At 38.8% G+C, this 19,708-nt stretch carries 14 protein-coding genes; 6 read left to right on the forward strand and 8 right to left on the reverse strand.

The window, feature by feature from the left end:
- Positions 1 to 305 precede the first annotated feature (305 nt).
- Positions 306 to 1,388: a dihydroorotase gene (gene pyrC / locus AC2SLT_RS04295; protein ID WP_486546586.1), complete on the reverse strand. Its 1,083-nt coding sequence runs from the start codon at positions 1,386 to 1,388 to the stop codon at positions 306 to 308.
- A gap of 464 nt (positions 1,389 to 1,852) precedes the next feature.
- On the opposite strand from pyrC, the gene AC2SLT_RS04300 reads away from it, so the two are divergent.
- Positions 1,853 to 3,088 carry an argininosuccinate synthase gene (locus tag AC2SLT_RS04300; RefSeq protein WP_486546406.1) on the forward strand — a complete coding sequence of 412 codons (1,236 nt, stop codon included), beginning with the start codon at positions 1,853 to 1,855 and terminating at the stop codon, positions 3,086 to 3,088.
- 221 nt (positions 3,089 to 3,309) lie between these two features.
- Here AC2SLT_RS04300 and accC read toward each other — a convergent pair whose 3' ends face one another.
- From accC to AC2SLT_RS04315, 3 genes are all read right to left on the reverse strand, one after another.
- Complete coding sequence (gene accC / locus AC2SLT_RS04305; protein ID WP_486546407.1) at positions 3,310 to 4,659, reverse strand: acetyl-CoA carboxylase biotin carboxylase subunit; 1,350 nt, start codon at positions 4,657 to 4,659, stop codon at positions 3,310 to 3,312.
- Positions 4,660 to 4,674: 15 nt separating this feature from the next.
- Positions 4,675 to 5,094, reverse strand: a complete 420-nt coding sequence (gene accB / locus AC2SLT_RS04310; RefSeq protein ID WP_486546408.1) for an acetyl-CoA carboxylase biotin carboxyl carrier protein — start codon at positions 5,092 to 5,094, stop codon at positions 4,675 to 4,677.
- A 230-nt stretch (positions 5,095 to 5,324) separates the two neighbouring features.
- Positions 5,325 to 6,683, reverse strand: coding sequence for an MATE family efflux transporter (locus AC2SLT_RS04315; protein ID WP_486546409.1), 1,359 nt, complete (start codon positions 6,681 to 6,683; stop codon positions 5,325 to 5,327).
- 223 nt (positions 6,684 to 6,906) lie between these two features.
- Here AC2SLT_RS04315 and hemW point away from each other — a divergent pair, with 223 nt between their 5' ends.
- The 4 genes from hemW (at position 6,907) to AC2SLT_RS04335 (ending at position 12,256) form a co-directional block, all read left to right on the forward strand.
- Positions 6,907 to 8,247, forward strand: a complete 1,341-nt coding sequence (gene hemW, locus AC2SLT_RS04320) for a radical SAM family heme chaperone HemW (protein ID WP_486546410.1) — start codon at positions 6,907 to 6,909, stop codon at positions 8,245 to 8,247.
- A 60-nt stretch (positions 8,248 to 8,307) separates the two neighbouring features.
- Positions 8,308 to 9,897, forward strand: a complete 1,590-nt coding sequence (glpK, locus tag AC2SLT_RS04325) for a glycerol kinase GlpK (RefSeq protein WP_486546411.1) — start codon at positions 8,308 to 8,310, stop codon at positions 9,895 to 9,897.
- A gap of 426 nt (positions 9,898 to 10,323) precedes the next feature.
- A complete protein-coding gene (locus AC2SLT_RS04330; protein WP_486546412.1) occupies positions 10,324 to 11,349 on the forward strand; it encodes an endonuclease/exonuclease/phosphatase family protein in 1,026 nt (341 codons plus the stop codon).
- A 217-nt stretch (positions 11,350 to 11,566) separates the two neighbouring features.
- Positions 11,567 to 12,256, forward strand: coding sequence for a TetR/AcrR family transcriptional regulator (locus AC2SLT_RS04335; RefSeq protein ID WP_486546413.1), 690 nt, complete (start codon positions 11,567 to 11,569; stop codon positions 12,254 to 12,256).
- Between the two features lie 351 nt (positions 12,257 to 12,607).
- On the opposite strand, the gene AC2SLT_RS04340 is transcribed toward AC2SLT_RS04335, so the two are convergent.
- Entirely contained in the window at positions 12,608 to 14,578 is a 1,971-nt protein-coding gene (locus AC2SLT_RS04340) for a TonB-dependent receptor domain-containing protein (RefSeq protein WP_486546414.1), read from the reverse strand.
- A 378-nt stretch (positions 14,579 to 14,956) separates the two neighbouring features.
- On the opposite strand from AC2SLT_RS04340, the gene AC2SLT_RS04345 reads away from it, so the two are divergent.
- Complete coding sequence (locus AC2SLT_RS04345) at positions 14,957 to 16,657, forward strand: mechanosensitive ion channel family protein (RefSeq protein ID WP_486546415.1); 1,701 nt, start codon at positions 14,957 to 14,959, stop codon at positions 16,655 to 16,657.
- Positions 16,658 to 16,790: 133 nt separating this feature from the next.
- On the opposite strand, the gene AC2SLT_RS04350 is transcribed toward AC2SLT_RS04345, so the two are convergent.
- The 3 genes from AC2SLT_RS04350 to trpD form a co-directional block, all read right to left on the reverse strand.
- Positions 16,791 to 17,522, reverse strand: a complete 732-nt coding sequence (locus tag AC2SLT_RS04350; protein ID WP_486546416.1) for a Smr/MutS family protein — start codon at positions 17,520 to 17,522, stop codon at positions 16,791 to 16,793.
- Positions 17,523 to 17,595: 73 nt separating this feature from the next.
- Positions 17,596 to 18,450, reverse strand: a complete 855-nt coding sequence (gene trpC / locus AC2SLT_RS04355; protein WP_486546417.1) for an indole-3-glycerol phosphate synthase TrpC — start codon at positions 18,448 to 18,450, stop codon at positions 17,596 to 17,598.
- Positions 18,451 to 18,577: 127 nt separating this feature from the next.
- Positions 18,578 to 19,699 carry an anthranilate phosphoribosyltransferase gene (trpD, locus tag AC2SLT_RS04360; RefSeq protein WP_486546418.1) on the reverse strand — a complete coding sequence of 374 codons (1,122 nt, stop codon included), beginning with the start codon at positions 19,697 to 19,699 and terminating at the stop codon, positions 18,578 to 18,580.
- Positions 19,700 to 19,708: the final 9 nt, after the last annotated feature.

Raw genomic sequence — 19,708 nt, forward strand, 5'->3', positions numbered from 1 at the left:
GACTTAATTTCTTTATCATCAGAGACTAGAATAGTGGAATCGCCTACTTTTGTGTCGATTTCAGAGGTATGATTAGGGTTCATATCATAGTTCGCATCAGTGTTCTCTTTATTATTCAGATCACTATCATTTATATTTTTATTACTAGGAGTCATTTTAGAGTCAGGCATAGATCAGATATCGCATTATAAAAATAAGTGAGAACTAAGATAGGTTAGAGTATTAGTACTCACTCGTTTAAACCAAAGTTAGAAAATTAGCATTCAACTAATATTTTAGTATATCAATAGTTGTTCCATTTAAAGCTACTGTGTTATAGACCAAGGAATCGTTTCTCCAGCCATTAAAGGCGTTAAAGTTTGATCAGTCATATAGCGATAGCTTTCAGGGACTTGCATCGGTTCATTAACCAAAGTAATGGTGTCTTCATTAATAGGTAAGCCATAAAACTTAGCCCCAAAATGACTGGCAAACCCTTCAAGTTTCTCAATCTTACCCACACTATCAAAAGCGGTTGCATATAGAGGAAGGGCGATTGATGCAGAATAACACCCCGCACAGCCGCAAGCATTTTCTTTGGCATGAGTGGCATGGGGCGCTGAGTCGGTGCCTAAGAAGAATTTAGGATTACCACTGGTAGCAACATCCAACAGTACTTTTTGATGTTGCTGACGTTTCAAAATAGGTAAACAATAAAAATGAGGTTTTATACCACCTACCAGTAAGTCATTTCGATTAAATAGTAAATGTTGAGGGGTAATAGTGGCCGCTACCAACTCATTTTGAGACAGTACAAAGTCAGCGGCGTCCCCTGTAGTAATGTGCTCGACCACAATCTTAAGTTCAGGAAATTGTCGAACCATATTATTGAGCGTGGTATCAATAAACTGCTTCTCACGATCAAATATATCAATATGAGAGTCTGTCACCTCACCATGGATGAGTAACGGCAATCCATGCTTCTGTAGCGCATCAAAGACGTCAGCTCGTGAGGCTAAATTGGTAACGCCATCATCTGAGTTAGTAGTCGCTCCAGCAGGGTAGAGTTTCACAGCTTGCACAATACCAGTTTCGGCAGCTAGTTTGATATCTTCGGCAGTGGTAGTGTCTGTCAAATACAAAGTCATACGTGGATTGAACGCGTCTTTATATTTATTCTCAATATTGGCGTGTTGCAACGCATCCAAAATACGCTGGCGGTAGGCAAGTGCCTCAGTCGCATTTTTAACAGGAGGAACCAAATTTGGCATACATATAACACGGCTAAAGCTTTTAGCAGCATGTGCCACAGTCGTACTTAAAGAGGCACCATCTCGCAGATGAATATGCCAGTCATCAGGACGAGAAATGGTGATCTGCTTAACGGGGCTTGATTGTTGAGTCGTCATTGGCATAGTTGATTTTTTAAGATTTGGAGTGTTATCAGTCATAGTGAACAGCCATTATTTAAAAATTTTTTAGTTGGAACTTTATTAATGTCTGGCAAAATTAAGGTGTTGTGATTAAAGGATTATTTTTAAAAAATTAAGTATGCTAATAATAACAGGTTTTAGTGCTTAAATCGGTTATTCAACCCCATATTTGCTAAAATGACGATACAAAACGACAACGGGTGACTTGTTCAGCGAATAAGATGCTATCATTTGATAAGAGCCATAATGAAACGACCTGTAATAGGCTTTTGTTGCAACTTTAAATAGTGTAAACTGAAATGTTTAATGCTAAATGTCATTTAGATTGTCATTTGTGCTTTATATTAGCCACAATAATACATTTAATAAACTATAAAAGATCCTAAACCTTTTATTTTATACACTAATTGACTCACTCATATATTAATAAAGGATGTACTATGTCGATAGAGAATAAAGACAATATTAACAAAATTGTTTTGGCATACTCAGGCGGTCTAGATACCTCAATTATCGCTAAATGGTTGCAAGATACCTATGATGCTGAGGTCATTACCTTCACCGCAGATATTGGTCAAGGTGAAGAGGTTGAGCCTGCACGCGCTAAGGCACAGGCTATGGGTATCAAACATATTCATATTGAAGATTTACGTGCTGAATTTGCGCGTGATTATGTATTCCCAATGTTCCGTGCAAATGCCATCTATGAAGGTGAGTATCTACTAGGCACCTCTATTGCTCGTCCTTTGATTGCAAAACGGTTAGTAGAGATTGCAAAAGAGCACAATGCAGATGCTATCAGTCATGGAGCCACTGGTAAAGGAAATGATCAAGTCAGATTTGAGTTAGGTGCTATTGCCTTAGCGCCAGAGGTCAAGACAATTGCGCCTTGGCGTGAATGGGACTTATCAAGCCGTGAAAGCTTAATGCAATATGCCAAAGAGCATAATATCCCCATTGATTTTGCCGCCAATAAGAAGAAATCTCCTTACTCAATGGATGCCAACTTACTGCACATATCTTATGAGGGTGATATTCTAGAAGATCCTTATACTGAAGCGGAAGAGGATATGTGGCGCTGGACGGTCAGTCCTGAACAAGCACCAGATACGCCAGAGTATATTGAATTAGAATACGAAAAAGGTGATATTGTTGCTATTGATGGCGAAAAGCTTGAACCATATGAAGTGATGATTAAGCTCAATGAACTGGGTGGTAAGCATGGTATTGGCCGGTTGGATATTGTAGAAAACCGCTATGTCGGCATGAAGTCTCGTGGCTGTTATGAAACACCAGCGGGTACAATAATGTTAAAAGCTCACAGAGGTATTGAGTCCTTAACGCTAGATCGTGAAGCGGCGCATCTAAAAGATGAGCTCATGCCACGCTATGCCAAAATTATCTATAATGGTTACTGGTTTAGTCCAGAGCGTCAAATGCTACAAGCTCTTATCGATAAGTCTCAAGAGTATGTGACAGGTACGGTACGTCTAAAATTGTACAAAGGGAATGTCAGCGTGGTGGGTCGTAAGTCTCCTTACTCGCTATTTGATGAAAAAATTGCGACCTTTGAAGATGATGCAGGTGCCTATGATCAAAAAGACGCCGAAGGTTTCATTCGCTTAAACGGTTTACGTCTTTCTATTGAAGCCAGTAGAGGTCGTGATTTGTCATAATCGTGATCTGTCATAATGTTATCATGAATCTATTATCATTAATTATAATGGATAGATGATAGATGATAGATGATTGATTCTAGAAATTGTTTTTATGATATTAAACCTGTTTTAGGTTATCACTCAGACTTTACTTTATTAAACAAAACAGATCCTAATAAAAAAAAGCAGACGTTTACATAACGTCTGCTTTTTTATGAAGCTTTTAATAGCATCAGCTATCACTTGTCTTCTATATTAAGTAAGCACTGCTCTAGATAGTGTATGTTTTGAGCTTGTGAGGCAAACTCTGGGTCTTTTAAAATGACGTCTCGATGCAATGGTATGTTGGTTTTGATGCCCTCAATAATAAGCTCATCTAAGGCATGTAACGTTTTTGCAATTGCTTGTTCACGTGTCTGACCATGACAAATCAGCTTGCCCACTAATGAATCATAGTATGAGGGAATGACATAACCTGGATACAAATGAGAGTCAAAACGTACCCCAGAGCCACTTGGAATAAAATACTGAGTAATTTTACCAGGGGAGGGCGCAAATGTTTTTGGATCTTCAGCATTGATACGGCACTCAATGGCATGTCCATGCACACTAATCTCATTTTGACGATAAGACAGGCCATAGCCCGCGGCAATTTTAAGTTGTTCAACGACAACATCAATGCCAGTAACCATCTCCGTAATGGGATGTTCAACTTGTACTCGAGTATTCATCTCGATAAAGAAGAACTCTCCATCTTCAAATAAGAATTCAAAAGTACCTGCACCCCTATAGCCTATATCCTCGCAAGCTTTAACGCAGGCTTGTAAGATAGGTTCACGAATGTCGTCGGGAATATCAGCAGCAGGGGCTTCTTCCAATACCTTTTGATGACGGCGTTGCAAAGAGCAGTCACGGTCGAACAAATGAATCGCGTTACCGTTTCCATCGCCTAGAACTTGTACCTCAATGTGACGTGGATTTTGTAAATAGCGTTCCATATACACGCTATCATCCCCAAACCACAACTCAGCTTCTTGTTTAGCAGCTTGAACTTGTTCGTTTAACTGATCAAAACGATCGACAATCCGCATACCACGACCGCCACCACCGGCAGCCGCTTTAATCAATAAGGGAAAACCGATATTTTTGGCTTGCTCTTCGGCATTGTTTAAAGTCACTGTACCCACTGAACCAGGTACAGTGGGAACACCAGCTTGTTTCATCGCATTAATCGCTGAAACTTTATTGCCCATCAGGCGAATATGATCAGGGTGGGGACCGATAAACGTAATACCTGCTTCTTCAATATTCTCAGCAAATTCAGCATTTTCAGCCAAAAACCCATAACCAGGATGGATGGCATCACTACCTGTGATTTCAGCCGCAGTAATAATAGCGCCGATATTTAAATAACTTTGATTGGCGTTCGGTTTGCCAATACACACAGCTTCATCCACGAAACGTAAGTGCATCAGATCTTCATCCGCTGTCGAGTAGACACCGACTGTCTGGATGCCTAACTGTTTACAGGCACGTACTATGCGAAGAGCAATTTCGCCACGGTTGGCAATAAGCAATTTTTTTATCATTTAGTTGCCTTTGCCTCAGCTTTTGTAACGAATGACTGGTTGACCAAATTGAACGACGTCACCATTTTCAACTAAGATAGCATCAACAATGCCACTTTGAGTCGCTTCCAGGGGGTTCATGATTTTCATGGCCTCTATGATACCTAAGGTATCACCAGCCTGAACTTTTTGACCTGGTGTGACAAAAGGGGGATCATTTGGACTAGGTGCAGCATAAAATACCCCGACCATAGGCGAATTTTCGATACTTCCTGGGTGCACTGCTTCTACAGGGGGTTCAGTGATATATGCTGGATTAGCAGCCATCATTGAAGGTATTGGGGTGTTGTAGTGTCTCGTTAGACTTACACTGTCATCCCCAGTTTTAACTTCAAGATTAACAAGGTCTTTTTCTTCCATTAGCTCAATGAGCGTACGAATTTTTTCAATGTCCATACGGTTGCCTACCGGTATTCTTATAATATTGCCCATATTGTAACAAATTTTGTCACCTCTGATGAGTAACAAATGATGTATTTAGGTTTAAATAACTTATTCATACCTTAAATTTTATACATTATGCCCTGTTTTATACCAGCGCTTAACTTAATTGGGTAACGACTAACTATTTTATACTTTCAGTTTATAAAGGTTTCGATAGATCAATAAGGTCGAGGTCTTCATGCCTAGTTAAAAAGCTGACGTTGGCGATGGATGAGTCGCCAGGTTAATAACACCGAAGATAAAGTCAATCCAGCAACTAACGCAATCCAAAAGCCTTTGGCGCCAGTATCTGTATAGCGAACCAAATAAACCCCTAATGGTAGGGCTACTAGCCAATAGCAGAATAAAGTAATCCACATCGTAAATTGAGTGTCTTGCATACCCCTTAAAATACCTGCCATGTTAACTTGCCAGCCATCGACCAGTTGATAAGCAATTGCAAATAGTAATAAAAGCATCGCCTGAGTTTTGACAGCTGGATTATCAGTAAATGCGTTAGCCAAGTTTTCTCTAAATATCCAAACCCCAAGCATACTACATAAGGCAATACAAACCGTCCAAAATAAACCTGTTCGCTGAACTTGTTTTAAAGCGAGCCAATTTTGTTCACCATATCTATTAGAAACCATGATAGTCAATGCCATGGCAACTGATAATGGAATCATAAATAATTGGGAGGTAACTGCCAGAGCTACCTGATGAGAAGCGACGGCAACTGCCCCTAATGGGCTAATGACGATCGAGGCTAAGCTAAATAAACTGGCTTCAAAAAATATTGAGATACCGATGGGGATACCTAAGCGGAATAATTTACCGATTTGTTTACGATCGGGTCGTGAGAAATTGTAAAAGAAGCGGGTCTCATCAAATGTCTGATGATTCGATAGTTTCAAATAAAGGGATAGTAGGAGTACATTACTCCACAGTACACAAGCGGTTGCAAGCCCGCATCCCGCACCACCTAGAGCAGGCATGCCAAATAAGCCGTGGATAAAAATATAATTAATAGGTATATTGATTAGTAGACCAATCAAACTGATAACAGTGACAGGCTCTGGTCGACCTAATGCCTCACAATAGCTGCGCAGTACGGCGTAACACGCAATAGCTGGGAACCCCCAAGCTACAAAACGTAAGTATTGTCCTGCCTTAGGTTGTATGTCGTCAGGGACACCCATTATGCCTAGAATATTGGGCATTAAAGAGACAACAATCAATCCAATAGACCCAATTAAAAGAGCTGCCCATAACGATTGCTGAGTGATATGGGGGATATGGTGATGAGATCTTTGACCTATTTTCTCACCAATTAAAGGTGTGGTAGCGATCAAAATCCCGGTTGCTAATAAAAATAAAGGCAACCAAATACCAGAACCAATAGAGACCGCTGCTAAATCTAGTGCGGATACTGCGCCTGCCATGATAGCGTCTACTACGCCTAATGCAGCTTGGCAAAATTGAGTTATTAAAATGGGTAATACTAAGGTGCTAAGCCGCTTACTGTGTTGTTTAAATTCATTGAATGATAAATCTGGCAACATAAGGAAACTTCTAAATAGGGTTTTAGGACTTTGGGGTTATCATGAGAAACGATAAAATATGATTTGGCTAATAGGGCTATTAAGCTAATAGTTCTATTAACTAGACAATGAATACGTATAATAAGCCCAACATTGGCTGCAAAATATGCTCACATACCGAATACGACTTATATAAAGTCGAGACTATATCACTATCTGTAAAAGAGTTTAATACTATATCCTTATGTCCTCATCAATTAATGTAAATGAAATCCCTTTGGCGCTATACATTCATATCCCTTGGTGTGTTAAAAAATGCCCTTATTGCGATTTTAACTCCCATACCTTACCCCTGTCTATTGAGAGTAAAAATAATGCTACAGACAATAATAAGTTTAATGAAAACAAAAATTTAACTGGAAATAACACTTTAACAGGACAAGAAAAAATCAGTCAAATAAACAGTAATCACTTTGACGTTTACGTGGATGCGTTAATCGATGACATAGACTCTCAGCTTGCGTTAATACAAAATCGTCAGATAACTTCAATTTTTATAGGAGGAGGTACGCCATCCTTACTGCCGATTAATCAATATCAACGCCTGTTTAAACATTTAAAAGCAGTCTTGCCATTTGCCTCAGATATCGAAGTCACTATGGAGGCAAATCCTGGTACCCTAGAACATGCCCCGTTTGAAGAATATTTGGCAGTAGGGATAAATAGATTGTCCATCGGGGTACAAACTTTTTCAGATAGTAAACTTAAGGCTTTAGGCCGTATTCATAACGCTGAACAAGCCAAAAAGGCAACTCAAGCGGCTAAAAAAGCAGGATTTACCCGCTTAAATATTGACCTTATGCACGGTCTACCACAGCAAACAGTAGCGGATGCTTTATATGATATTACGATGGCAGATGAGGTGGGGGCAACCCACATATCTTGGTATCAGTTGACCATAGAGCCTAATACGGTTTTTTTTAGAGACACCCCAATCTTACCTGATGATGAGCACTTAGCGGATATCGAAGAGCAGGGTAGTCTGCTATTGAATAAATTAGGCTATACAAATTATGAGATATCCGCTTGGGTAAGCCCTAACGATACTGGCTGTCGACATAATATAAACTATTGGCAATTTGGAGATTATCTAGCCATTGGAGCGGGAGCACATGGCAAAATAACACTTGCAGAAGATATAAAGAATATTCCTTCTGAAGGTGGACACAGTGACTTGACGAGTCGTCATAATTCTTGCTATTTAGAGAACTCAGGTATTTATCGGTTTAGCAAAAGCCGAATGCCAAAAGATTATATCAACTATACGGATTATCCAAAAATGGTTGGATTTAATGGCATTGCGAAAAATGAGCTAACGAGTGAGTTTATGCTTAATGCGCTGCGTCTAACCGCAGGCGTGCCGTTAGATATGTATCGCTCAAGAACAGGTCTTAGCGTCTCTGAGATAAAACCCATCCTTAATAAGCTTAAGAAGCAAGGGCTACTGGTCAATCAAGAGGATTTAATCCAACCAACGTCACTTGGACGCCGTTATTTAAACCAAGTGTTGCAAGCTTTTTTATAACAAAGTGAATTATTGTTTAAATATCTTCATCGTTAAGTGTCATTTCAGGGAGAATATATTATGGCAGGTTATGTATTAGCTTTAGATCAAGGTACCACTTCAAGCCGAGCCATTATTTATGATGAGAAAGCCAGACCTATTCAAATATCCCAAAAACCAACCACTTTGCTAACCCCAAAAGCTGGATATGTTGAACAAGATGCGATGCAGATATGGCACACACAAATAAGTTGTGCACATGATGCGATTAACCAAGCCGGACTACTGGCAACTGACATCTCAAGCCTTGCGATCACCAATCAACGAGAGACCATTGTCATTTGGGATAAACGAACGGGCAAGCCTTTGGCACCTGCCATAGTGTGGCAAGATAGACGATCAGACAGTTGGTGTCAGAGCCTGCAACAACAGCGTGTGCCAGAGTCTGACGTCAGTATGCAACAATACGTGCAATCTATAACAGGGCTACGTATAGATCCCTATTTTAGCGCCAGTAAAATAGTATGGATGTTAGACAATCATCCAAATCTAAGAGATAAGGCGCAACGAGGTGAGGTGGCTGTAGGAACCATTGATAGTTGGCTTTTGTTTAAACTAACGGGCGGTGAGCATGTGATAGACATCACCAATGCGTCACGAACGTTAATCTATGATATTAACAAGCTTGAATGGTCTGAGGATCTCCTCAACCGCTTTGATATTAGTAAACAAATACTGCCTAAAGTCGTGCCATCAGATGGGGACTTTGGTAAAACTAAAAAAGGGCTGTTTGCTAAGCAAATACCCATTCAAGCAGTGTTAGGAGATCAGCAGGCCGCTTTATTTGGGCAAGGGTGTGTCTCGATAGGTATGGCTAAAAATACTTATGGCACAGGATGTTTTATGCTCATGAATATCGGTCATGAGGTGCAGCTCAGTCAACATCAGTTACTTAGCACTGTCAGCTGGCAACGCCGCTCAAATGCATCACTGTTAAGATCAGCGACGAGCGAACATAAATCACTTTCTCAGTTAATGAAGTCTGGTAAACGTATCTTAAACCCGTCCAAGCGCGAAGTAACGTATGCTCTTGAGGGCAGTGTGTTCATGGCGGGTGCAATCGTACAATGGCTAAGAGATAACCTTGGCCTGTTTTATAAGTCTGAAGATATTGAGCAGTTAGCCAATGAGGTTAAAAGTAGTGAAGGGGTTGTTTTAGTTCCTGCCTTTACAGGTCTAGGGGCGCCTTATTGGCGTTCTGATATTACTGCCAGTATATCAGGCATGACCCGCGGTACTACAAAGGCCCATGTCGCTCGTGCCGCGCTTGAATCTATTGCCTTTCAAACCTATGATGTATTGTCAGCGATGCAAAAAGACAGTCCAAGTCCTTTGACAGAGCTTCGAGTAGATGGCGGTGCGTCCAATAATAACTTACTCATGCAATTTCAAGCTGATATGCTTGGCGTACCAGTTTTGAGACCCAAAGATACTGAAATTACCGCCAAAGGGGTGGCTATTATGGCGGGTATAAATTCAGGGCTATATGACGAGTCTACTATTGAAGACTCCTGGCATCTAGACCACTGCTTTGAGCCTAAGATGTCTGAAGATGAGCGGGAACACTATTTGCATCATTGGCATCAAGCCATTGGCAAAACGCTGCAATAAGGGCTCGTTTTTTACTAGAGTCATTAAAAGGAGCTGAGCGTTTTAAAGCGTTTTATATCTTGTCTATAAAATAACTTACCCTTGTCTATAAAATAACCTATCCTTATCAGACTCGTTCATGTTCAACAAATCTGCTAATCATAGCGATTGATTTGTTGCTTTAGGACTTGCCTTCCTCGATAGATTCTCTTCAATATATGGCATTCAATACATACCGCTAAAATTGAAACTCGCACTTAAGTAAAATTATCAATAGCTTCTTTTTAAGTAATTTAAGATATTCAACAGACCTTAGATAAATAATTAAATCAAATTAAATTAAATTTAATCAAATCAAATCAAATCAAATCAAATCAAATCAAATCAAATCAAATCAAATCAAATCAAATCAAATCAAATCAATGTCAATAAGTAAGGATAAACCAAATGTCAAATAATCATAAAAAACATGACGAAAAACAATTCTATATTGCGACCAATAACACCTTAAACTTAGCACTACCCAATCGGCACTATTATTCAAACATGGAGCCTTATAGTAATAGTGAATACGAGCGTAAAGTCAATGGCTTATACCAGCTATTAAACAATGCCAAATCAGATATATATGCCTTCCAAGAAATATGGGATGAAAAAGCTTTACAAGACTTAGCACATAGGCTTGGATTTGAACCTTCTCAAGTTTTAGCGCCTTTGGCCAGTAACGATGTCTCAAGCACACTGACTTTAGGTAAAGGTGCACAACAGACTCCGGCTATGGGCATTGTCTCAAAATTTAAAATTATAAACTGGGAGTTACTGACCAAGTTTAATCCTTTAGCGGTGGTGGATGTACCAGATCAGGGGTTGTATCAGCAATTTAATAGACCACCATTAGTCGCCACTTTAGATATTTATGGTCAGCCCATTACAATTATAACCGCACACTTAAAAAGTAAACGACCTCATTACCTACGTGATGCTCAGGGCAATCGTCTTGAAGATTACGATGACCCTCAATTAAGAGTCCGTGCTAAACTAAGAAGCTTGTGTATGCGGGCGGCAGAGGCAACCGCATTAAGGGTATATATTATAGATATTTTAAAAAGTACTCGACATCCGGTGATTCTGTTAGGCGATATGAATGATGTGACCGATAGTGTGACCACCCAGCTTTTAGCAGAAACGAGTGAAGTGAATTATGATAAGGGGATGCGTGACATTGCTTTGTTCGATGCTGCTCGTGTACAGACTAGCTATGGGTGGATGAAAGGCGTTGCTTATACTCATTTATATCAAGGAATGCCTGAAGTCATTGATCAACTATTTGTGTCAGAGGAGTTTATTGTAGACGGTAAGTACTCTTTAGGAGAAGTAGTGCGTGTTGACTATTTCAATGATCATCTTAAAAAAGAGTATGAGGAGAGGGTTACCGATCACGGTGTTGTGAGAGCTAAGATTAAATTAATATAATTTAATAATATTGACAAATTAAATATTAAGCTTTAAATTATAAGTAATGATTAATTTTATTAAATAATGTTATCATTATATACCCCTTACTTTTTAACTAATTTTAAAGTATTTATTACCAACCAATTAATTTATTTTTAATAGAATTTTAGTGAGTGTATAACCAATTAATTTCTTTATTCAGACCAATTTACGTAAGTAGTTTAAGAGGACATTAATGTTATCCAATCCAGATGATTTAATTCAAGATATATTAGTTGATTCAGAGCTTGCTAAAACTCTTGTTCCCAATAAATTTAAGCACACCAGTAAACAGGGACGTGTTCGCCGTCAAAAGCTACTATTAAGCGCTCAAAAGCTTGGTAAGTCTCGTGATATTACTACCATAAGTCTTGCAGAAGTCTGTAAGGAGGCTGGCATACCACGGGCGTCTGCCTACCATTTCTTTCCCAATGTAGAGTCTATTTTTTTAGCCTTACGGTTTCTAAATTATATGGAAACTTATCAGAGCCTTGAGAAAATAGACGTAGCAGAACTGGATACGTGGCATGATTATATCGCTGAGATAATCTTACAGTCTGTAGAATTGTTCAATCTTGACCCTATTAAATTGAAACTTATGTACAGTGCAAATTTGCCAGATTTTGACGTTAGTGAGTTTGAGGATCTAGTCGATATTAACATTATCGAAACGATTGTCGAAAAAATCTCAAATTATTACGATGTATCTGAATATAAAGATATTCATGAACATGTATTAATTACTTATGTGATGATACATAGTATTTTCTCTTTATCATTTAAGAAATATAATAAAATTACTGAAAAAATGGCAAAGGAGGCATTACTCGTGTCTAAGGTCTATCTACGTTGTCATTTACCTGAGCATTTACCCCGTAAACTATAAATTTAAATTAAATCGTTGAGGTTGATTTTGAATCTATTTTATATAGGTCTTTTTGTTGAAATATAAATACTGAATATCGAAATTGACCTATCAAGGAAGATGAATGTAAACGCTGCAAATAGTAGGTTTAATGAGCCTGAAAAAGATAAGTTATTTTTAGAAAAAGTATAAAACCAAAAAGCCACTCATTTAATGAGTGGCTTTTTTAGGTGAAAATAGCTAATAATAGGGCGTATAGTGAATCTAATTTAAGTGTACTACAATGTGACCGAATCTAAATATTACTGCTGTAAGCTTAGTTAGGTCTACATTGTAGTAGTTTCAAATCAATTTCGCTATAAATACAGGTGTTTACTTCCAGTTATAAGTCAGTGATGTCATAAAGTTTGTGCCATCAGTGTTATAACCTGGTGCCGTCACATATTTTTCATTAAATACGTTATTTAAACGAGCTGACATAGATAAGTTTGGTGATAGCTGATAGTTACCACTTATATTAACTAAATTATAGCTATCAACTTTCTGATTTGCGGAGTTATCGATATCATAGTAGTAATCATCAACATACTGATATTCAGCTCGGACATCTAAGTCGGCAAGTTGATAACCAACATAGATCAATCCTTTATGTTCAGGACGAATAGGTAAAAAGTTACCATCATTTGCCTTGCCACTATCGTCTTTAGCTTTTTGGTAGTCATAACTTAAGCCAAATAGGTAGTCGTCAACGTTCCAGTCTGAGGTAAAGGTTACCCCTTCAACTTTGGCTTTTTCAATATTTTCCATAACACCTGCCCACGGATTTTCTTTAGTAGGCACACTTTTAAAACTGATTAGGTCATCAACCTTATTATGATAACCAGTGATTCGTGTTGACTGCATTGATGTAGTATATTCAACGAAGGCCTCATAGTTATCACTGGTTTCGGGCTTTAAGTTTGGGTTACCTGATCCAGGATAATACAAATCATTAAAGGTCGGTACTCGATAGCCTTTGGCGTAGTTAGCACCAACACGTAACTCTGGAGTAAAGTGATACGCAGCACCTAGGTTATAGGTTGTTTCGCTATCAAAGTCTGAGTAGTCGTCATAACGTACGTTCGCTTGAGCATCAAAATTTGATTCAGAAACATTATAGCCAATAAATCCACTGTTAACTTTTCGATCATCAGCATTATATACATTCGAGTCAAGCTCTTGTTTTAAGTGCTCTGCCCCGTATATAGCTGTGCCAACCGGAAGATTATAGCTACCCGTTAAATTGACTTGTTGCTGCTTAGTTTTGTATTGGCTTGGGTCATGAAGATGAGAAACATTTCCATATGATTTAGAATCATCGATACTATACCCATAAGACAATTTGGCAGTTTGATCCTCTGTTGCATATTGGATATAGGCATTTGCTGCGCCATTTTTTTGGTCTGCATGAGCATTGTCTAATGCAGCTGCACCTGTTTGCCAGTCGCTATAAGCATCAAAATCCGTAGTAGATTCTGAGTATAAGCCACTGGTTCCAACTGTTATCGTATCATTTAGTTTTTGCTTAAGGTGTAGGCTATAGTTATCACTCTCAAAGCCATCTTCATCTTTATGATAGTTACCAACTTCTGGCTTGAGTGAATTAAAACCATCGGTTTCATTATGACTGGCGGATAGACTTAAGCTTGTCCCTTGATCATTACTAAATTGAGCGGTTGCACCATATAAGTAATGGTCATGTGAACCGGCACCCGCTGTCACCGAAAAATTACTTTGATCTACATTGCTGCCTTTGGTGAAAATTTGAATAACACCGCCCATAGCATCAGTACCATAGAGACTTGATCCAGAAGCACCATATAGTACCTCAATACGTTCAATCTGATTGGCGGGTAATAGACCTAAATTCGCACCACCTCCGCTAATAGCACTATAACGAACACCATCAATCAATACTAATATGCTGTTTTTACCATAGCCACGTAGATAGAAGTTATCAGTAGTGCCCATGCCACCATTAGTAAAAGAGCTAAAACCTGGTTGACGTTTGATGACATCAAGTACAGTTTGACCTTGATAGCGCTTTAACGCCTCACTATCGATTACACGTACTTGAGCAATGGTATTATTAACCGCAGTAGGCGTACGCGTTGCTGTAACCGTTATAGCGGGGAATTCTGCAGTAGGATAGTTAGCTTCTGCATCTATGTCAGAGGTAGCGGCGAAGACTGAAGTACAGGCAAAAGAGCTGGCTAATATAGCGATGGCTTTCTTATTAAATGGCGCTATATGTATTGAAGAACAAAAAAGGCTTTTGTATAAGTTGTTGTACGAGGTTTTCATAATCAGACCCAAAAAGTAAATAAGTTAACCATTAAGTAATAATGGCGTTATTATCTCTTATTAATGCTAGAAATAAACCTTAATTAGACGAATTTTACTCATGGTTTATTAAATTACACTCATCTCGATTTCTTTTAGCGTGTTTTGCGCTATTGATAGTTTTAAAGTGACCGTTTTAAAGCTATTTTCAAACAATCCAAGATTGTGCGAATTTAGAAGAGTATTTTACTAAACCATTTTATAAGCTTGTCAGGTATTAAACTCATGCTAAAATTGTCGTTCTGAATATGTATCTGATTTTAGTACCCTATCACTATATTTCGATTATTCTTATCATTCTTATTCTTATCTCTAAAACAAAAGCATTAGGTTGCCAAAATGTCTTTTATTAATAGCGCGACTGGACAGCACAGTGTCAAAAACGGTACTCCAAATCTAATATTTAAAATACTTATTTTAGTATTATGCCTTGTTATTTCGTTAATTTCTTCCATAAGTGCTTTAGCAGCAGACCCTGATGCATCAACACAAAATAACTCAGTTACTGAAGAGATTGTAGATCCTTTTGGCAGGCAAACACCAAGGAGCACTATTCAAGGATTTATCAAAGCGTTAGGGGAAAATAATACGACATTAGCCTCTAATTACTTAAGTCTTAATCCGGGCGAGAACTCTGTTGAAGTGGTTCGTCAGGTTAAGTTGGCGCTTGATAAAGGCGGTAGACTTGATGCTGAATTACAAATTAACAATACACCAACAGGTAATTTAGCGGATCAATTACCTCCTGAACTTGAAAAAGTAGGCACAATAACCACACAAAACCAAATTATAGATATTGTACTTGTTCGTAAAACAGCAGAGCATGGTAACTCTTATTGGCAGATGTCAGCGCAGACTTTACAGTCTATTAAAAATGCTAACTTATCGACTAACTCGACTATTATTGATAAATATACCTTAGATCCCTTAAAAAATAAGATGCTAGGGGGTTATAATCTTGCCGATATATTTGCGGTTTTTTTGCTGGCTCTATTTTGTATCTCGGTGTCTTATATTTTCTTTGGAATTTTATATTTATTCTTAAAAAACTACTATCCAAAAGTTCGTCATAGACCGCTACCTATTAATGCCAAATTCATTCTCCCTTTAGCCTTGGTAACCACCTCAATCATACTTTATGAAGTTATGGTCTATGCGGGAGTATCCGTGACGGTTCGAGAGCCAGTTAACCGTATAAAAGATATTGTTGGTTGGTTTGCTTCCACTTGGCTGCTATTAAGAATTGTGGATGCCATTTTCAACCGCGCAGAACGCCAGAGTTATAAACGCAATCTGACGGAAAGAGTATCGATACTAAGCTTAATGCATAAAATAGTTAAAGCGCTATTATTGATACTGGCATCGATATTTATTTTTGGGAATTTAGGCTTTGATCTAACAACAGGTATTGCAGCCTTAGGTGTGGGTGGTTTGGCACTGGCCCTTGGTGCGCAAAAGATGATTGAAAACTTAGTCGGTAGTGTGGTTGTCGTTGCAGATCAGCCAGTTAGAGTAGGGGACTATTGTAAGTTTGGACAGCTTGAAGGCACGGTGATAGATATCGGAATACGCTCAACTCGGCTGCGTACTTTAAACCGTACTGTGGTAACCGTGCCAAATGGCGACTTTTCATCCATGTCGATTGAGAATTTTGCGTCACGTGATATGTTCCATTTTTTACATAATATTTATATAAAAAGAGATGTTGATGCCGCCACTATTGAACAGTTTTTGAAAGGAATGAATCGATTTATTATTGATCATGAATATACAAACTCTGAATGGAATCAGGTCAGAATAGCAGAGCTACGTCAAGACTCTATGATGATTGAGATTCGTGCTTATGTTTATGCCAGTGGTGGACTAATGGAGTTTTATGAAATGCAGTCACAGCTTATCATTGAGATATTAAAAGAAGTAGAAAAGTATCCAGTTGAGCATGCATTAGCGACTTCAAGGGTAGTGGTAGAACCTACAGATTCGAATAAGCCAATTTCTAATGACCATCCTGATAGCGTTAATACAACGCCATTAAATTAAGCAGTCTACTTAATTCAGACTACTTAATTCAGACTACAAGGTTTAGAACGCTAAAAAGCAGCGATTTAAAAAGCCATTACGTCCTACAGTTAAAAGGACATAATGGCTTTTTAATACTCGTATCAAACATGTATTAGCTTAGATCAGGCTTTTTCTTTTTTAACAAAACCAGTACCGCGCCATTGCCGCCATCTTTAGGAGGTGCGGAACAAAATCCTAATACTTCAGGTAATTGACGTAGCCAGCCATTGACACATGTTTTTAAGACGGCGTCAGCACCCTTACCGTGAACAATTTTAACCACATTCTCATTGTTTTTCTTAGCTTGTGAGATTAATGATGTCATCGCCTCACGCGCTTCATCAATGGTACAACCATGAATATCTACTGCATCATACCAACGTAATTTACCCTGCTTAAGTTGGGTAAAAACTTTATTTTGGAGGGTAGGCGTTTTGTAAAGAAGATATGAATCTCCACTAACGGGATTAAGTAGTGCCTGCATATCTGACAAGCCAGCTTCAAGAGTATCAGACTCAGCCCCTTGTGCAGCTGCACGTTTTGATAACGTAGCAACATCAGGCTTAGTGCCTTTGGGTTTAGTCACATCTGATATGGTGTTATTGTCCTTTATAGGTTCAACCCCTGCCATCGCTTGCATAAACAGAACCTTGTCATCATCGATATGGGCACTGTCTAGTTGCTTGACTGTTTTTTCGACTTGTTTTTTAGTTGGTAGGGGAACTGGATCCGTTGGTTTTTCGTTCTCTGGATCAGACGGAGACGTGGCTCGACCTTTACTTAGCTCACTTTTTAGTGACTTGAGTTGTTCTTGAACTTCTTTTGAAAATAATGAGTTTGCCATAGTATGTACCGCTTAGATTAAATATGTGAATAAGTGGACTTTGTCTTAAAGTAAATAGTGTAAAGTCATAAATTTAAAGTGATTGTAGTAGTGTCGCTAAAGTCTGACCCGGGTTATCTGTTTTCATAAATTGTTCACCGATTAAAAAGCAGTTTATTTGATTATTCAACATCAGCTGCATATCCTCAGTATTATGAATGCCACTTTCAGTGACTAACAGACGTGGTCGTGAGTGAGTTGACACGTGATTATCAATGATGTCTTTTAGTTTAATGGACGTTTGCAGATCAGTATGAAAAGTATTCAAGTCTCGGTTATTGATACCGTAAATATTGTGCTCAGACTCTGGTAACTTTAACGCCCGCTTAAGCTCAGCTTGAGTATGTACTTCAATTAACACATCCATACCAAGACCAGTTGCAACTTGATGTAACTCCAGTAACGTCGCATCATCTAAACAGGCTACAATTAACAATATACAGTCTGCACCCATCAGATAAGACTCGTACATTTGATAAACATCGATCATAAAGTCTTTACGTAGTACAGGAAGCTGGCAGGCCTCTTTGGCTTCCTTTAAATAGTGTGGGTGACCTTGGAAATACTGCTCATCGGTTAACACTGAGAGACAAGCCGCCCCTGCGTTTTCATATTGTTCGGCAATCAAGCTTGGGTCAAAGTTTTTTGAAATAACCCCTTTTGACGGTGAGGCTTTTTTAATTTCAGCAATAATGCCCGGCTTTCCCTCAGTTTGTTTACTAAGTAGCGCTTTTGCAAAGCCGCGTCTAGGACTAGTATTAGAGGCAAACAACTGTTTTGCCTCCGCCTCAATAGTGTCACTGTCTTTACTTGCTTTAGACGCCTTAATTTCAGCTTGTTTGGTAATGACAATCTGCTTTAGTATAGAGGGAATAGCATCCTGTGTCATATTTTTGCTCGTTATCTGTCAATAAAATTAAAATAAAAAAAGTATTTTCAATAGTGATAAACGTAGGGGGTTTAAGAGTACGTAGTCGCTGTAAACATAACGTGCACAACTCCAAACGTAGATAAACCTATGCTTTAAATGAGTGGGTATATTCAGCCAATTCTTGCATCTTCTCTAATGCTTTACCGCTATTGATAATGTTTTGAGCTTGATTGACCCCATTTGGAAAATTGCTGGCTAAACCTGCTACATATATAGCAGCGCCGGCATTTAGGGCAATCATATCGCGGGCTTTATTAATTTTGTTTTGATGAATACCGAATTCATTAGTGTCTTTTCCTGATAATGCCGATTGGATAAGCTGAAGGCTCTGTGTGGAAGAGTCGACACTGAGTCCTACTAATGTTTGAGATTCAATTCCTGCATCTTCAGGGAATATATCATAGATAGTGACTTCACCATCTTTTAATTCTGCCACTTTGGTACTTGTTGCTAAGCTAATCTCATCAAGACGGTCTTTTGAACCCACAACCATAACATGGTTCGCACCAAGGTTTTTTAGGACATGCGCAAGCGGCTCACACATGGTATCGGTAAAGACACCGACCACTAAGTTTTCAACACCCGCTGGATTGGTTAAAGGACCTAATATATTAAAAATAGTGCGTACTTTTAAAGCGCGTCGTACCGGAATCGCATATTTCATCGCGGTATGATGATTCGGTGCAAATAAAAAGCCAATTCCTTTGTCTTCAATACATTGACGGGTTTGATCTAAGCTGATATTTAAGTCAATGCCCGCTTGTTCCAATAAGTCAGAACTTCCCGATTTAGAAGAAACGCCACGGTTACCATGTTTGGCAACGGTTGCGCCGGCGGCAGCGGCCACAAAAGAGGAGGCAGTTGATACGTTAAATAAGTTACTACCATCCCCGCCAGTACCGACAATATCAACCATATTGCTACGGCCGTTAATCTCAAGTTTATTAGCAAAGTCGAGCATGACGCTGGCTGAAGCGGTTATCTCATCAATAGACTCACTTTTCATATTAAGGCCAGTGAGTAGGGCGCCTAACATAGCCTCAGAGCATCGACCATCCATAATGATTGTCATAACTTGACGCATTTCGGCTTGGGTTAAGTCGATACGTCTTAGAATACGAGACAGTGCGGTAGTTAAAATGTCGTGAACTTGATCATCCGTCATATTAGATGTGGAGTAGGGTGTAGTAGGGGTTGTTATCGTCATAATTTTATT

Source organism: Psychrobacter sp. CX18, from assembly GCF_057396215.1.

Excerpts from the sequence above, each read along its gene's own strand:
- pyrC (WP_486546586.1), bottom strand. The coding sequence starts at position 1,388 with ATGACGACTCAACAATCAAGCCCCGTTAAGCAGATCACCATTTCTCGT.
- AC2SLT_RS04300 (WP_486546406.1), top strand. The coding sequence starts at position 1,853 with ATGTCGATAGAGAATAAAGACAATATTAACAAAATTGTTTTGGCATAC.
- accC (WP_486546407.1), bottom strand. The coding sequence starts at position 4,659 with ATGATAAAAAAATTGCTTATTGCCAACCGTGGCGAAATTGCTCTTCGC.
- accB (WP_486546408.1), bottom strand. The coding sequence starts at position 5,094 with ATGGACATTGAAAAAATTCGTACGCTCATTGAGCTAATGGAAGAAAAA.
- AC2SLT_RS04315 (WP_486546409.1), bottom strand. The coding sequence starts at position 6,683 with ATGTTGCCAGATTTATCATTCAATGAATTTAAACAACACAGTAAGCGG.
- hemW (WP_486546410.1), top strand. The coding sequence starts at position 6,907 with ATGTCCTCATCAATTAATGTAAATGAAATCCCTTTGGCGCTATACATT.
- glpK (WP_486546411.1), top strand. The coding sequence starts at position 8,308 with ATGGCAGGTTATGTATTAGCTTTAGATCAAGGTACCACTTCAAGCCGA.
- AC2SLT_RS04330 (WP_486546412.1), top strand. The coding sequence starts at position 10,324 with ATGTCAAATAATCATAAAAAACATGACGAAAAACAATTCTATATTGCG.
- AC2SLT_RS04335 (WP_486546413.1), top strand. The coding sequence starts at position 11,567 with ATGTTATCCAATCCAGATGATTTAATTCAAGATATATTAGTTGATTCA.
- AC2SLT_RS04340 (WP_486546414.1), bottom strand. The coding sequence starts at position 14,578 with ATGAAAACCTCGTACAACAACTTATACAAAAGCCTTTTTTGTTCTTCA.
- AC2SLT_RS04345 (WP_486546415.1), top strand. The coding sequence starts at position 14,957 with ATGTCTTTTATTAATAGCGCGACTGGACAGCACAGTGTCAAAAACGGT.
- AC2SLT_RS04350 (WP_486546416.1), bottom strand. The coding sequence starts at position 17,522 with ATGGCAAACTCATTATTTTCAAAAGAAGTTCAAGAACAACTCAAGTCA.
- trpC (WP_486546417.1), bottom strand. The coding sequence starts at position 18,450 with ATGACACAGGATGCTATTCCCTCTATACTAAAGCAGATTGTCATTACC.
- trpD (WP_486546418.1), bottom strand. The coding sequence starts at position 19,699 with ATGACGATAACAACCCCTACTACACCCTACTCCACATCTAATATGACG.